At 34.2% G+C, this 15,148-nt stretch carries 12 protein-coding genes and 2 pseudogenes; 5 read left to right on the forward strand and 9 right to left on the reverse strand.

Going from position 1 to position 15,148, the window contains the following annotated elements; all coding sequences use genetic code 11:
- The first annotated feature begins 322 nt into the window (after window positions 1-322).
- Window positions 323-1,711 carry an MFS transporter gene (locus tag WAX78_RS19320; RefSeq protein ID WP_336483627.1) on the forward strand — a complete coding sequence of 463 codons (1,389 nt, stop codon included), beginning with the start codon at window positions 323-325 and terminating at the stop codon, window positions 1,709-1,711.
- 190 nt (window positions 1,712-1,901) lie between these two features.
- On the opposite strand, the gene WAX78_RS19325 is transcribed toward WAX78_RS19320, so the two are convergent.
- Both WAX78_RS19325 and WAX78_RS19330 read right to left on the reverse strand, forming a co-directional pair.
- Entirely contained in the window at window positions 1,902-3,347 is a 1,446-nt protein-coding gene (locus WAX78_RS19325) for a DEAD/DEAH box helicase (RefSeq protein WP_336483628.1), read from the reverse strand.
- Window positions 3,348-3,387: 40 nt separating this feature from the next.
- A pseudogene (locus tag WAX78_RS19330) lies at window positions 3,388-3,642 on the reverse strand (DUF4180 domain-containing protein); the annotation flags it as partial.
- Between the two features lie 103 nt (window positions 3,643-3,745).
- Here WAX78_RS19330 and rluF point away from each other — a divergent pair.
- Entirely contained in the window at window positions 3,746-4,462 is a 717-nt protein-coding gene (gene rluF, locus WAX78_RS19335) for a 23S rRNA pseudouridine(2604) synthase RluF (RefSeq protein ID WP_336483630.1), read from the forward strand.
- Between the two features lie 83 nt (window positions 4,463-4,545).
- Here rluF and WAX78_RS19340 read toward each other — a convergent pair whose 3' ends face one another.
- Window positions 4,546-5,424, reverse strand: coding sequence for a radical SAM/SPASM domain-containing protein (locus WAX78_RS19340; RefSeq protein WP_336483631.1), 879 nt, complete (start codon window positions 5,422-5,424; stop codon window positions 4,546-4,548).
- Between the two features lie 1,122 nt (window positions 5,425-6,546).
- Between WAX78_RS19340 and WAX78_RS19345 the strand changes: the two genes are divergently transcribed.
- From WAX78_RS19345 to WAX78_RS19355, 3 genes are all read left to right on the forward strand, one after another.
- Window positions 6,547-7,245 (forward strand): hypothetical protein, encoded by a 699-nt coding sequence (locus tag WAX78_RS19345; RefSeq protein ID WP_336483632.1) that lies wholly within the window; start codon window positions 6,547-6,549, stop codon window positions 7,243-7,245.
- 407 nt (window positions 7,246-7,652) lie between these two features.
- Window positions 7,653-7,871 (forward strand): hypothetical protein, encoded by a 219-nt coding sequence (locus WAX78_RS19350; protein ID WP_336483633.1) that lies wholly within the window; start codon window positions 7,653-7,655, stop codon window positions 7,869-7,871.
- A 564-nt stretch (window positions 7,872-8,435) separates the two neighbouring features.
- Window positions 8,436-8,960: a hypothetical protein gene (locus tag WAX78_RS19355; protein WP_336483634.1), complete on the forward strand. Its 525-nt coding sequence runs from the start codon at window positions 8,436-8,438 to the stop codon at window positions 8,958-8,960.
- A gap of 460 nt (window positions 8,961-9,420) precedes the next feature.
- On the opposite strand, the gene WAX78_RS19360 is transcribed toward WAX78_RS19355, so the two are convergent.
- The 6 genes and pseudogenes from WAX78_RS19360 to WAX78_RS19385 form a co-directional block, all read right to left on the reverse strand.
- Complete coding sequence (locus WAX78_RS19360) at window positions 9,421-10,785, reverse strand: sensor histidine kinase (RefSeq protein ID WP_336483635.1); 1,365 nt, start codon at window positions 10,783-10,785, stop codon at window positions 9,421-9,423.
- Window positions 10,773-11,435 carry a response regulator transcription factor gene (locus WAX78_RS19365; RefSeq protein ID WP_336483636.1) on the reverse strand — a complete coding sequence of 221 codons (663 nt, stop codon included), beginning with the start codon at window positions 11,433-11,435 and terminating at the stop codon, window positions 10,773-10,775. The genes WAX78_RS19360 and WAX78_RS19365 overlap by 13 nt, the downstream gene beginning before the upstream one ends.
- 51 nt (window positions 11,436-11,486) lie before the next feature.
- Window positions 11,487-12,245: a lantibiotic immunity ABC transporter MutG family permease subunit gene (locus WAX78_RS19370; RefSeq protein WP_336483637.1), complete on the reverse strand. Its 759-nt coding sequence runs from the start codon at window positions 12,243-12,245 to the stop codon at window positions 11,487-11,489.
- Window position 12,246: 1 nt separating this feature from the next.
- A pseudogene (locus WAX78_RS19375) lies at window positions 12,247-12,998 on the reverse strand (lantibiotic immunity ABC transporter MutE/EpiE family permease subunit).
- A gap of 3 nt (window positions 12,999-13,001) precedes the next feature.
- The gene (locus tag WAX78_RS19380; RefSeq protein ID WP_336483638.1) at window positions 13,002-13,706 is read right to left on the reverse strand and encodes a lantibiotic protection ABC transporter ATP-binding protein; all 705 of its coding nucleotides are present in this window, start codon (window positions 13,704-13,706) and stop codon (window positions 13,002-13,004) included.
- A gap of 245 nt (window positions 13,707-13,951) precedes the next feature.
- On the reverse strand, window positions 13,952-14,974 hold the full coding sequence (locus WAX78_RS19385; RefSeq protein ID WP_336483639.1) for a GH25 family lysozyme: 1,023 nt from the start codon (window positions 14,972-14,974) through the stop codon (window positions 13,952-13,954).
- Window positions 14,975-15,148 lie beyond the last annotated feature (174 nt).

A 15,148-nucleotide genomic window follows, 5' to 3' on the forward strand; every position in this document is an offset into this window, starting at 1 on the left:
TGTAAATATCACAAGAAGGCAAGGTGTGGTATCGTTTTTGTTATTCATATGCGTACAAGCAGTTAGACAACCATACGATATTGTATATTTTAACGGATTTCACGCATGATCATGAAAACGCAATCAAAAAGTAAGATGTTTTAGTCATTTATGGAAACGTTTCCTTTTTAAATATCATAAAAAGGAAACCCAGCATATGAAACAAATGGTTTAGAAATTATTGAACCCATCCTTCTACGAAAGGATCGATTAGTAGTTAAAAGCGTGACAATTATGACTCAGGAAGACAATTTCCTGCATAAAAAAGGAGAGGAATATAGCTATGTCTACAATAAGTGCAGATGTAAGCATGAAGAAAACTCAGGAATATAGTGCTAAGAAAGCAGTACCTGTTACCTTACTGCTATTTCTATTATGTTTAATAATTGACAATTCGTTTAAGATTGTCTCTGTTGATATGGCAAAAGATTTTCACATTTCAGCAACAACAGTTAGCTGGCAAGCAACGCTAGCTGGCCTTGTGATTGGAATTGGGGCAGTGGTTTACGCAGCTTTGGCGGATTCCATTAGTATTAGAAAACTTTTTAGTGTTGGTATTATTTTAATATGTGTCGGTTCAGTCATGGGATATATTTTTCAACATTCGTTTTTACTAGTTGTTATCTCACGAATGATCCAAACAGCAGGTTTAGCATCAGCTGAAACATTATATGTTATCTTTGTAACAAAACATTTACCTGCAGATGAACAAAAGAAATTTTTAGGATTAAGTACAAGTAGTTTTGCCCTTTCACAGCTTATCGGTGCATTAACTGGAGGTTATGTTTCTACGTACTTCCATTGGACAACTCTATTTTTACTTTCTTTAGTAACACTTTTCACCCTTCCTTTTATTTTAAAATATCTTCCTAAGGAAGAAACGAAAAACAGTAATGTAGATGTATTAGGATTATTTCTAGTTGGCACGATTTCAGCATCCTTACTACTTTATATTACTGATTTCAACTGGATGTACCTTCTCTTGTTTATTGTGGCAATTACACTATTCCTTACTTATATTAGTAAGAATTCAAAAGCTTTTATCGGAATTTCATTCTTTAAAAATAAACAGTTTATCTCATTGCTTGGAGTTGCTTTTGTAATTTATTCTGTACAGTTAGCATACATTTTCGTATTCCCATTCTTGCTTGAAAAGATTTATGGTTTGAAGCTAGATACCATTTCATTATTATTAATTCCAGGCTATATAGCAGCAGCTACGGTTGGGGCTCTTTCTGGAAAAATTGCGAAGGTTCTAGGAAGCAAGCAATGTATTACAATCGCTATGTCTAGCATTATAATCAGCTTACTATTAGGCGGATTCTTTATAAAAACTTCTGTTGTTGTATTCGTGATATCTATGGTTTTATTCTCTAGTTCATTTGCATTCATGTATGCGCCATTACTTGATTCTTGCATTTGTACGATTGAAAAAGAAAAAACAGGAACAGCAATCGGATTTTATAATTTAACACTTAATGTTGCTATGTCAATCGGAATTGCCTATACAGCAGCGATGATGGACCATTCCGCAATGCGACAAAGCTTCTTCGGGATTACAAGCAATTTGGATGCTTCCATGTTTAGTAATATCCTATTCATTCTCGTACTCATTACCCTTTTCAGTTTATCTCTGTACTGGATATTAGTAGGACGAAAAGCGAAAAAATAGATTATTGGACAAGTTGTCTATTAATTAACTAGTTATATAGAATCTCTTTGTAAGAAAACTTTAGGACATAGTAGAACCCATGGACAATTTAATAAAAAGACCATGAAAAATCAAGCACTTAAAAGAAGGTTTCGGTATTCTACCGGAGCCTTCTTTTTTAGTGTCCATGATTCGGGGTACAGTTCACCTTCTATTTAATTGCCTCATGAACTTTTAACTGCTTCCCTTTTATCGTTGTGTTTTTCATTACTTTTAAAACAAGTGGTCCTTTTCCGTTTAATATTTCAACATAAGAAACATTATCTTGTATCGTAATAATCCCTATATCATCCGCTGTAACACCTGGAATTTTGGCAATTGTACCAACAAAATCCACTGCTCGGATTTTCTTTTTCTTCCCACCATTAAAGTAAAGCTTCATGATTCCCTTATTTAGACTAGCACTTTTATCTTTTTTAATAATTGGCTTAGCATTTATTTTTTCTTCAAATGCCGCCTTTCTTTTTGTAACTTCTTCTTTTAAAGGTGCATATATTTTTAAAATTTCAAAACCGATATACTCTTCGATTTCTGCTAGAAATCTCTCTTCATACGGAGTGACAAATGTAATTGCTTTTCCGCTATTACCAGCACGTCCTGTTCTTCCTGTGCGGTGTACGTAACTTTCTTTTTCTAATGGAATATCATAATTGATGACGTGGGTAATATTCTCAATATCAATTCCTCGTGCTGCTACATCTGTCGCTACTAAATAACGGAATTTCCCTTTTTTAAAGTCATTCATTACTGCAAACCGATCTTCTTGCACCATGCCACCATGAATTTTATCACAAGGATAGCCAGAACGTTTTAGCTGTCTAAATACATCATCTACATTTTCTTGCGTACGGCAGAAAATAATGCAACTATCTGGATTTTCAATAGTTGTTATATCTTTCAGAAGAGAGAACTTCTCTTCTTCCCTCACTTCTAAAAGACTATGTTCAATGTTATCTGTCGTAATACCAGATGCTTTAATCTCGATGTTGATTGGTGATTCCATATATGTACGAGACAAATTTTCAACATCTTCTGGTAATGTCGCAGAAAATAGCATCGTCATTCGGTTCGTAGGTAGTTCGTCAATAATTGCTTCTACTTGATCAATAAAGCCCATATTTAACATTTCATCTGCCTCATCAATCACCAAATACTTCAAACACTCTAACGAGAAAGTCCCTTTTTCAATATGATCTAATACACGTCCAGGAGTGCCGACAACAATATGTGTCTTTTGCTTTAGTTCTAATTTTTGACGCGCAAATGGAGATTTTCCGTAAACCGCAGTTGCTTTAATACGCTTAAATCTTCCTATATTCGTAATATCTTCTTTTACCTGCACAGCAAGTTCCCTTGTTGGTGTAAGGATTAACGCCTGAGGTTTATTTTCTTCCCACTCAACCATTTCACAAAGCGGAATCCCAAAAGAAGCTGTCTTACCGCTTCCTGTTTGTGATTTTACAACAAGATCTTTCTTTTCTAATGCAATTGGGATGACTTTCTCTTGCACTTCTGTTGGCTTTTCATATTGTAAGCTAGCAAGTGCTCTTACAATTTCTTTACTCAATGCGTAATTGTTAAAACTTTGTGGACTCATGTACTAACCTCATTTTGTTATATATTCTTTTATGTATTTTTCACCATTGTATGAATACCATATGCATCATTCCATTTTTCTCTTTCATTTTACTAAAGGCAACTCTTATATGATAGTTTATGAATTTTTGCAACATCATTCCTGCTAGTCCTGTTTTCAGATTAAAGAAGTCTTCAAAAAATGCATCAACATAGAGCATTAATAAGTATACGTCATTTTCAGCACATATGCCTACAAAATCTAACACATCTTTTTCTGAAGGGAGTTGTCTCTCAACAGAAACACATTCAATATATTTTTGTTGTTTTTTCCGCTATTCTGTAATTCGTTATGCTTGCCCACTTGAAAATCAAATGTGAATCCAATATTCTTATACTATTAACTCTCTACTTAAGGTTGTGTTTAACATGCGTATTAATAAGTACATTAGTGAATCTGGAAAAGCATCTAGACGCGGTGCAGATAAATTAGTCAATGAAGGAAGAGTCACGATAAATGGAAAGGTTGCGAAAATAGGCAGCCAAGTCGAGCCCGGGGATGATGTTCGTGTAAACGGTAACCAAATACGGATGGCAAGCAATTATGTTTATATTGCCTTAAATAAACCCGTTGGTATTACGAGTACAACAGAAAAAAATGTTAAGGGTAATATTGTTGATTTAGTCAATCATCCATTAAGAATTTTTAATATCGGGCGACTAGATAAAGATTCAGATGGCTTAATACTCCTTACGAATGACGGTGATATAGTCAATGAAATTTTACGTGCTGAAAATAAGCATGAGAAAGAATACATTGTTACAGTAGACAAGCCGATTACTCCTGAATTTTTAAAACGAATGGCTGAAGGTGTAAAAATTTTAGGTACGAAAACGCTGCCTTGTAAGATGGAACAACTTTCTAAATATGTTTTTCAAATCACTTTAACACAAGGACTAAATCGTCAAATTCGTCGCATGTGTGAAGCGCTTGGATACGATGTTTATAGACTACAGCGAACTCGAATTATGAATATTCATTTAGGTAATCTACCCGTTGGACAATGGAGAGACTTATCTAAAAAAGAGCGCAATCGATTATTCCAAGACTTGAACTATGAGCCAAAGGAATGGTAAAAAAGATGGACCAAAACAGTAAGAAACTGTTTTGGTCCATCTTTTTTTACTGTACACGTTTTGCGTGGCACTCGTTTTCCTATCTATTTCCCAAATCTTTTGCGATATCCGCATTTTCTACATAGTTCCTCTACTGCTTCTCTTCGGGAAAACCCATCTACAAGGTTGTTTGCTCGCTCCCCTTCGATAATATCAGAAAATGAAGCATCATTAATATTACCAAGGTTGATAATGCCCTCACCATCTAAACAACAAGGAATAACAGTTCCGTTTGCTAAAATACCTGCTTGATTTCGAAGGCCATAACAGAAGCCCTTTCCATCATCCTCTTCTTCATACAGTGCAGGCCACTGGAATTCGTAATCTTGATTGATGAAGATGCGATCCGCAATTTTCACGCCACTTCCTGGTGTGACCTTCTCTTCAATTTTGTATGGTAAATCAAATTCTTTCTCAATGATTTCCAGCAATTGTCTGTTTCGTTGTATTTCAATATTTGTCTTATTGTCTTGCGTTAAGTTCCATAGTCTGAGCGAAACAATCAAATCTGATTGGCTCGTTGCTTCTTTAATAAAAGAAAGTATACTTCGCACATATCCTTCCTTATCTTTAGAACCTTCGTGGCCATCAAAGCTATGAAGCGAAAAATTCATCTGTCTAAGTGCAGGCTTATTTAATAATTTGTCCCTCTTTTTATTAATCAATGTTCCGTTCGTTGTAATATTAACTTTAAACCCTTTTTCATGACATAAGTCTAACAACTGGTCTATTTTAGGGTGAAGCAAAGGCTCACCTTTTACATGTAAATAAATATAGTCTGTGTGAGGCTTAATTTGATCTAATCGTTTTGAAAAATCCTCCACAGAAAGAAATTGCTTCTGCCGTTCTGTTGGCGGACAAAAGCTACATGCGAGGTTACATACACTCGTAATCTCTAAATAAAACTTCTTAAACTTTTTCAATCTCAATTCCTCACTTCTTTGACTACTTAGAACAGGATAAAATATTGTTCTATCACTATTACAGCATAATTTTTCATAAATGGAAACATACTTATTCAAGGAAACTACTGTTACTATTTTCCCTGTTTAGAAGAATGCAATTGTATTTTGCTTATCCCGCTACAGCCTAAACAGAGATTCCTTCACCACTTTAAACAAGTTTACAACTTTATACTTTTAATAAAGCATTAATATATCAGCTTTTCCCTTTCTAATCTGTTATAGCCTTGAAAAACTATCGCTCTTGACAGGAGGCGGTCGCTGGTTCGAACTCAGTCGGGATCATTATAACAGTGTATGGAAACCTTTTGATTATCAAAGGGGTTTCTTTGTATTACAGGAATATTTTTTTGGAGTAATACAGATGAATTGATGGCAGTTTGGCGGCATTAATTATAAAAAGGTAGCAGAGTTAGTTCTCCCTCTTATATGGTTTAGGTGACTTATTTAAATTAGTGATGCTAAACGGCATGTCGAAATGCTTTGCTACTTCGTTAGTGAAAAAGCGTCTCTGCTAATTGCAGAAACGCCCCCGATAGTTGAAGTACAATACTTCACAACCTCTTTGGAAAGATACGAAAAGTTATTGCTGGAGTATCGCCCCATTGCCAGCAAGTTAAGAAATTAATTGTTCCCCAAAACGAAAAAAATGATCCAAATTCTCATAAATAACTGTAAAAAGGTAACATTTTCGTTATGGGAGTGTATCAAAATATTAGCTTGATGGGTATGTATGGTGATACTGTACTAAGAAAAAATATTATTTCCACATATTACAGATTGTAATTGTGATTTTTTAATCTATACTTTTTGTATAAATTAAAAAATTTGTATTATCAATAATACAGAAATAATAACTACTCAGCTATACCTTTCATTTAGGAGTTTCATAGGCGGAAATCCCGGTCTATTTTTTTCCTACAGCACAAACATATGCCATACACTATATCTTGTGATAAAACAAGTAAACATATTTTTTTAGTACATGTTTCTAACCATCTTATATCTTCATGAGGTGACTGAATAGTTACCAGAAATATTTATATAAGTTACGAGTTAGGGTTGAGTTTTTAGGAGGTTTAAATGAGAAAAATATTGCCAGGAGCCATTTTATCTCATACCCAGTATGGGTATTTAAAGGTTCCAAAAAACGTCAGAAGCCAGTGTCCTCAATGCGGTAAATCAAGTGAATTTACGTTAAAAACGAATTTTTACCAAGTTACAAAAAGAGGATTATTCGCAGAAGGGCTTTGTTTTGAATGTCAAAAGCCATCAGAATTTGTGATTATGCTTAATGATTATCCGGATCGAATAAATAAAGAAGTAGATGTGTATATTTATAGTCCTTCGGATTTAAGAGATCCTTTAGATCAGCTCGAACGCAATAAACATATTCCTATAGACCTTGTTAGGGCATATCGCTCTACTTTAAATGTCAGTCAGTCAAAAGATCATTCTGCTACTGCAGTACTGTCAAAACAAGTTCTTGAAAGTGTCCTCAAACATTTTCTTGGAGAGAAAAGTAATGGACAATCTCTTTCCCAGCAATTTGAGCAATTGCCAAAATATATCGATTTAACTAAACCGATTCAAGATGTGGGCAACCTCGTTCATCCGGAAAGTCCTTTTTATGGGATGCTTGAATTGAAACAGGAAATTGATGATGAAGCAGTAGCTTTACTAACAGAATTATTAGAAGTCCTTATCGAATATTTATTTGTGTTGCCTGAAAAAATCGAATCAGTACATGATAAGATTGAACAGAAATTTAAAAAGGTGTAACATGTACATTTTAATGTTTTTATACGCTAAAAGATTTTCGAAAAAACATCCAATACACTTAAAATAAAATCTCATTATATCAACTATCTATGACCCAATCTATTATAATCCCACTAACCTTGACAGAGTGGCGGTCTCTGGTTCGAACTCAGTCAGGATCATACAGTTAGTTATATCAAGGGTTTGAGTACGTTTCTTAACAATTAAAAATGTTATGGTCATTACCAAACCGGTACGACTAAACGGAAACCACTTCGCAAAAATGCGGGGTGGTTTTTTTAAGAGTTTCTATAAAGATCATAAAACGACCGTTTAAAAGACACTTTTCTTTAGGGGGATTTTTTGTAAAATAGGAACAGATACCATAAATTTGTTATAATTTTCTCTAACTAAGGGGGACTTATTTTATGAAATCGGCTACTTGCTTATATGAAAGTTTGACACTAGAATTGTTAGCTGAATTTTACTATCAAATACATATAAATATAGAAAAGGAAATCTTGTCCAATGCTATGTATCAAGAAATAAATTTAATAGAACAAGTTGCTATTAAAAAGGGCATCGCATTAGATTACCTGTATAATAAAGGTTCACTTGTAGTTAAAGCTGAGAATCCAACAGAATAGCCCATATAGAGGTACTAAGAATAGGATAATAGTTAAAAGTGTAAGGGCAACGTGACGCCCACAGCAAGGCGACAACACGACGACAACAGACAAGGAAAGAACAACGAAAGAACAACGAAAGAAGAACAAACAAACGAATGAAGAAACAATAATAAACAGATAAGCAATGAACAAGTAATGAAGGTGATCAGCTAGGATACTAATGAGGACGATGTCCGGTGCAATGGTATTTTCTTATATTTTTTATATTTAGATACTTGTATATATAGAGCAAGGGGTCTTTTTGGGGCGGTCTAGTGGTTACTAAATATACACCATTTTTTCAAAACCTTTTTGGGGCTATTGGATCAGCTACTTTATAAAGCGTCCCCTAAGGGAACAAAAATACATAATTTAAATAAACTCGTCATAATCCTTTGCAATCTTTTTTGTTTTATTACAGATAATACAAAATTCTAAAACAATATAGATTTAATAGACTACAAGGCTTTATCTTGTAATCTTCTTTAACATAATGTAATATATCGTTGTAACCAACTTGAATACATAAAGGAGATTGACAGCATGAAAGAAAAGGTTAAAAAACCATTCTATAAGAAATGGTGGTTTTGGGTACTAGCTGTTATTGTAGTGATTGCTATATCAGGTGGCGGTAACGGAAGTGACAGTAAGGACACTTCTTCTAAGATAACTGACGAGAAGAAAACTGAAACAACAGCAACTACACCAGCTAAAAAGGAAGAAACTAAGAAAGAACCTGAGAAAGCACCAGTAGTAGTATTTGACAATGAACAAGTTACAATCAGCTTCAAAAGTGCTGACGGTAACGGTGTTAAATTCTTGGTAGAAAACAAGACTGATAAATCACTAACAATTCAGGCTGACAGTGTGGCTATTAACGGATTCAGTTCTAATGACATTACTATGAGTGATGATATTGCCCCTAAATCTAAAGGTTATGCGGTTGCTAAAACAACTGAACTTGCTGACGCTGGAACACCTGAAACTGTATCAGGTAGCTTACGAGTTATTGATACGAAAACTTTCGACACTGACCACGCAACATTCACAAATGTATCTGTAAAATAAAACTAAGAGGACGCTAGAAATAGCGTTCTTTTTTATGTCCTAATTTAGATCGTAAGTGCAAGTACCTAACTGACAAAACAAATTCAATAAGAAATTAACATATGGGGAATAGTATTATGAGAAAAGATACCCCCTTGAATGTTTAGCCACTTTACAACAGGAAATGACCCTTTTATAATAAAATTAGTAAATAATTCATGCGAAGTGGTTTTTCGTTAAAAACGTAATAAAAATAATTGATATACATATGATCCTAGCTTTTAAACCTTGACGGGGTAGCGGTCTCTGGTTCGAACTCAGTCAGGATCATACAAAAAAAACGCGTCAGATCAACGTCTGATGCGTTTTTTTGCAAACTCGTAGTCAAAAGAGCCCGTGGTCACATTCTCTATAAAATCACATCTATTATGAAATAGAACTAGACAAAACTCAGCCACTTACAGCATTATAATCAGCGTGATCATGTGATCGATATTTCTAAAACAACTTTTGCACCACACAGCTTTTCTGAATTACTTAAATAAATATTTCCACCGTGCTCTTTTGCAAAATTTTTTGCAATGTATAGTCCTATTCCATGATGTTTTTTTGAATTTCTACTCTTATCTCCTCTATAAAATTGGTCTGTAGCTGCATTCATTTCTTCTTTTGTAAATCCTCTTCCTGAGTCCTCGACAATGAACCGGACCTTACTATTAGTAGTTTCAACTGAAAACATCAAGTCACCATTTGCTGGAGAATATTCAATTGCATTCATCATCACATTCATAATTGCTCTTTTCAAAGCAGCCTCATCAGCATAAATAAATTTCGGTATGTCTTTAACCTCTGTGATTAGATTTAACCGTTTGTCCAAAGCACAAATCGCACTTTCCTCCATAATATTATGAATAAAGTTTTGGAGTTCTATTTGCTTAAATTGAAGGGAAGCACCTTCCTCAGATTTCGTAATGTCGAGCAAAGATTCCATATACATTTCCATTTCATCAACACTTTTCAAAATATGCTCATTACATTTCCCCTGATTCGAATCTAGCATGGATTCATTTAACAGCTCGGCATTCCCTCTCAGTATCGTTAATGGCGTTTTTATGTCATGTGCTAAAGCAGCAATCTGTTCTCTTCTCTTCGTTTCCATCTCCCACTGTTTACGTAAGGAATCGTTCAGTTCAACTTTCATTTTTACTAAGGAATCTAATATCTCATTCACTTCTATTATTTTCGATTGCTCTACTTGAAAATCTAAATTTTCCTTTTGAATTTTATCAGTTACCTTTTTCAAAATCAGCATTTCCTTTGACAATGATTTGCCAAAATAACGAGATAAAAATAGCACTTCGGCAACAAATGATAGGATAAAAAGGATAATCAAACAAACGTCCGGGATTGGTAAATACTTCTGCAAAGAAGGATTTTTATAAGTAGTATGTAAAGTATATAAAACGACACAAACATCTTTATTTCGCTCCATAACTGCATAGTAATATCCTCCGTCACCTATTTTGTTGTTCTGTATGTTATTCCATATTTTCCTTGCATCATTTTTATGAATATTCCCTTGAATGATTTTCCCTGAAAGGTCATACACAACATATTTATATTGTTTTAAAATCCGATCATCGCCCTGTTCTGCTTTTACTATGGCATCTCTTTGCGATTCAATCTGCTTCTCATAATAATTTCCCGGAAGAATTACCCCTGTGTTAACTCCAATCTTGAACAGGATAAGATGAAAAGCGACTAAAGCAATCGTCCCTATTGAAAACGCAAAGATATACCGTATAAAAATTTTGCGAAGATTTATTTGTTTTTTCACTTTTTCCATTTATATCCGATTCCCCACACTGTTTCTATTGGATTCATACCATACTTAGATAATTTATAGCGAATATTTTTAATATGTTCCACAATTACTTGATTATCACTGTCACCATCATATCCAAAAACATTTTCATAAATCGTTTCTCTTGAAAATACTTGACCGTGATTCAGAGCTAAATACTCACAAATTCCGTACTCGCTTTTTGTAAATGGGATAACTGTATCGTCATACCTTATTTCTTTACACGATAAATTAAATGTAAGACCTGACAGAAAAAATGCATTTTGCTTTTCCCTATGTTCACGTCTTACATGTGCTGACACTCTTGCACGCAGTTCTCCAATTCCAAAAGGTTTTGTAATATAATCATCTCCACCAAGACTAAGGCCTGTGATCAGATCCCTTTCCATTGTTTTGGCAGTGAGAAACACAATGGGACTATCCACCAAGTTCCGAATCTCCTTACAGAGTGTAAATCCATCTATTTCCGGCATCATGACATCTAATAGAATTAAATCATAATGACAAAATTTGTTCTTTGAAATAGTAAGAGGATTACGAACGGCAGTTACCTCATGTCCTTCTTTCTCTAAAGCGCTTTTTATGATATAAAGGATGCCTTCTTCATCATCAATTGCTAATATTTTCGCCATACAGGCCCCCTCCCCTAATTTCCATTATAATGCTGTTTTTACAAAATGTGTTTACATTTCTTTCCGCCCTTCATAAAAGGAAAACCATATAAGAGACATAATAAACACAATAATTGTTAAGCAAATACACATAACTACTCCCACTTGAGTATCTACTTGTAACACATGAAAAGAATCAGGATTTAATCTGTATGCAAAAAAACTACTACACAATCTCATACTCCATGCACATGGAATGTATTCCCAAACACCATCTCCTAGCCCTGTAAGCATTAAAGCTGCCAGCAAACTTTCTATAATTCCAATCCCAATGGAAGCACCTTTACTAAAGCGAAAATTCAAGAACAGATGAAATATATACATAAAAATCTGACATCCAAAAAGGACGAAAGAAATCTCAAAATAGAAAGAAAGTGGAAGTTCATTCTGTCTTAGCAGAAAATGAAAACCTGCCGCAAACCCAACAACTGCTACTAAAGTAGAACAAAATCCACATATTAACAGGAAACATACTTTACTAATAAATGCTTTCCGCCTTCCATATTCCGTTGATAACAGTTCTTTAAAATTCCCTGCCAACGCTTCCTGTTCCACAACAGACGAACATACAACACTAATTAGCAACGGAAAAGCCATGGATAATACTTGTATATAACCTGGAACCTTACTAATAGAATCAAGTTTTGAAAAGGAACAATAACTTAAAAAAAGAACAATCCCGATGATTGGCATCGCTATATGTAACCAGTAAAAAATCGTGTATTTCATTTTTAGAAAATCAGCTCTTAATACCCTTGGTAAAACTCCCATTTTATTTTGCCTCCTGCTTTTCAAACCATTTTGTCGTCACATAAGTGAACAAAAGGAACAGCACTACAGAAAGCACCACGCCTGGCAGTATGACATGATTGGAAAGAAGTTCTGGCGTGAACGTTACACTTCCTGGTTCTGCGTACATACCATTTGGTAGTATTTTTAAAATAGGAATCATGAGTCTGCTTGGATATGCATATGGATTGATCATCCATATACCTTTTGTTGCAAATAGAATCCCTAAGACTCCATTTGCCCCTATATTTAATAGAATCGTCGGAAACATACCTATTTTGTTACCTAAAAACAAGCATATAGGAATTTGCCACATAAAAGTAACAATCAAAACAACGCTTCCTAATAATGCATTCATCACAGGAATGATTCGGAAATTCTCTTTATTTAATAGTAAACTAGATAACTGTGTTCCACAGAAAAAAATCATGCAGGAACAAATCAAAATTCCTAAAACTAGTAATACTTTAGAAACCCATACTCGTTTTAAGGAAACAGGTAAAGATAAAATGGCCCGATTATTCATTTTTTATCCTTCTCCGTAAGAAGTACACAACTTAAAGAAAGCATTCCTGGAAGGATGAAAATGTACCACCAGTTGTAGCTAGATAATTGAAAATAATCCTTTGATAATAAAAAAGCAAGCAGCATTGAAGCGAATGGAGATAGCCATATAAGTTTATTTAAAAAAGTATGTCTGATTTTTATTTGTTCAGATGTAAGATATGGAATCATTTCTTATGCCTCCTTTCTATAGTTTCCAGCCACTTGTACAAATAAGCTTTCCAAATCTGTATTCTTATTCAGTTCTCCCTGATACCCCAATACACCGTTCGATATAATCCCAACATGATCTGCAACCTGGCTTACTTCGCTTAAAATATGACTGGATAAAATGACGGTAATTCCTTTTCCAGGAAAAGAAAGAATGAGTTCTCTTAATTCTTGGATTCCAAAAGGATCAAGTCCATTCATTGGTTCGTCTAATATTAAAAGCTTCGGATGATTAAGCAATGCGATTGCAATTCCCAATCGCTGTTTCATTCCCATAGAAAATTTCCCAGCTTTTTTCTTTCCTGTATTCTCTAGCTCCACAACATGCAATACTTCATCAATCCTTGTTTTAGGCAAACCTAAAGCAGTCGTACGAACCTGCAAATTTTCTCTTGCTGTTAAATTTTCATAAAGCGGAGGGGACTCAATCAAAGCACCGATAGAATATAAATCGTGACGCGTCCATTTATGACCATCAAAATAAATCTCACCGGAAGTAGGCGTAAGCATGCCTGTTATCATTTTCAAAGTAGTCGATTTCCCTGCCCCATTAGCACCTAACAATCCATAGATTGAATATTTCGGTACAGAAAGTGAAATGTCTTGTACCACCCTTTGCTTTCGAAATGTTTTACAAAGATTTTTTGTTTCTAAAATCATCTCATTCATTCCTAAACACCCTCCTCATTTATTGTGAGTCTAGAATAAATGACAATTATAAGGATTCTATAAGGAAAATAAAAAAACATAGCTATCGAAAACGCGAGGATAAGTGTAAAGAAACAAAAACCCCGAATCATGGACTTTTTTAGTGTCCACGATTCGAGGTACAGTTCAATTTGAGGTATGCCCCCTATTATATTACTAGCAATTTCAACAAACTTAGCGTACACTGGTTGGAGCTTGTCCGTTTTTTAACAATCGGAACACATAGAAAGTAATTCATAATTTATATAACTAGGGTCGTAGTAAATGAATTGATCTTTCCCTACGCCTAACCATCCATTTTGTTCATAAAATACTTTATACGACTCATTATGATGTAATTGACGAATCACATTGCCATTCATAGAAGGCTGATCCCTTAAATTCACATTATCACCTGTAATAGTAGCAACCCCTATATAGTTACAATAACAAATATAACTAGGATCATAATAAATAAATTCATTTCCCCCTACACCTAACCATCCATTTTGTTCATAAAATACTTTATACGACTCATTATGATGTAATTGACGAATCACATTGCCATTCATAGAAGGTTGATCCCTTACATTCACATTATCACCTGTGATTGTAGCAACCCCTATATAAGTGCTACTGCTTCCATTATGATTACTGATATCCAAGTCTATATAGGATGTATTACAATCGACATTACCATGAATCCCTTGTACTTTTCCACTATCTGTGTATTGCCAAATATCACAGTCAATTCCTGGACCTCTTTCATTATAACGTGCAATCCACAATAAAGTATTCTCTTGTAAACGTGAAGAATTTAGACTATTTTCAAAGAAATATAGATTGCTATAAACTCCGTTACTTGTATACCCTGCATTTTTTAATTCTGTTAAAAATGCATTCACAGCATCTGTTAATGTATCCCGATCTAAATTCCCATCATTGGCTTCTACATCGACAAATACAGGTGCAGTTAATGTGACGCTCTGTAAATTTTTAATGAAGAAAGCAGCCTCTTGTTTCGCATCATTAACAGAAATTGCTCGAAAAAAGTGGTAAGCTCCTGTAAGAATGCCAACATTATTCGCACCATTTATATTGTATTGAAAGGTGGGATCGACATAATTGGTACCTTGTTCAGAACCCTCTGTTACTTTTGCAAACATAAAATTTACTTGGTTAGGATCATTCTTTACTTGATTCCAATCAATCACCCCTTCATAGTGACTGACATCAATTCCAAATGACATGATAGAACACTCCCGAATTGTTTATTTGTTTTTTTGTAGTATCAATTTATATTGATTTATATTATTTTATATTCTCAATCTATTAAATTGTTAATGAATAAAGGTCATCTATGAAATTTCCACTCTTGACTTAAGTCAATGACCAATTATCACCTTCCCACTAAAATGAAAATT

This window comes from Bacillus yunxiaonensis (assembly GCF_037104695.1).
Lineage (GTDB): Bacteria > Bacillota > Bacilli > Bacillales > Bacillaceae_G > Bacillus_A > Bacillus_A yunxiaonensis.

Coding starts and splice junctions, on each gene's coding strand:
- WAX78_RS19325 (WP_336483628.1), bottom strand. CDS start 3,347: ATGAGTCCACAAAGTTTTAACAATTACGCATTGAGTAAAGAAATTGTA.
- WAX78_RS19355 (WP_336483634.1), top strand. CDS start 8,436: ATGAAAGAAAAGGTTAAAAAACCATTCTATAAGAAATGGTGGTTTTGG.
- WAX78_RS19360 (WP_336483635.1), bottom strand. CDS start 10,785: ATGGAAAAAGTGAAAAAACAAATAAATCTTCGCAAAATTTTTATACGG.
- WAX78_RS19350 (WP_336483633.1), top strand. CDS start 7,653: ATGAAATCGGCTACTTGCTTATATGAAAGTTTGACACTAGAATTGTTA.
- WAX78_RS19345 (WP_336483632.1), top strand. CDS start 6,547: ATGAGAAAAATATTGCCAGGAGCCATTTTATCTCATACCCAGTATGGG.
- WAX78_RS19320 (WP_336483627.1), top strand. CDS start 323: ATGTCTACAATAAGTGCAGATGTAAGCATGAAGAAAACTCAGGAATAT.
- WAX78_RS19365 (WP_336483636.1), bottom strand. CDS start 11,435: ATGGCGAAAATATTAGCAATTGATGATGAAGAAGGCATCCTTTATATC.
- WAX78_RS19385 (WP_336483639.1), bottom strand. CDS start 14,974: ATGTCATTTGGAATTGATGTCAGTCACTATGAAGGGGTGATTGATTGG.
- WAX78_RS19370 (WP_336483637.1), bottom strand. CDS start 12,245: ATGGGAGTTTTACCAAGGGTATTAAGAGCTGATTTTCTAAAAATGAAA.
- WAX78_RS19380 (WP_336483638.1), bottom strand. CDS start 13,706: ATGAATGAGATGATTTTAGAAACAAAAAATCTTTGTAAAACATTTCGA.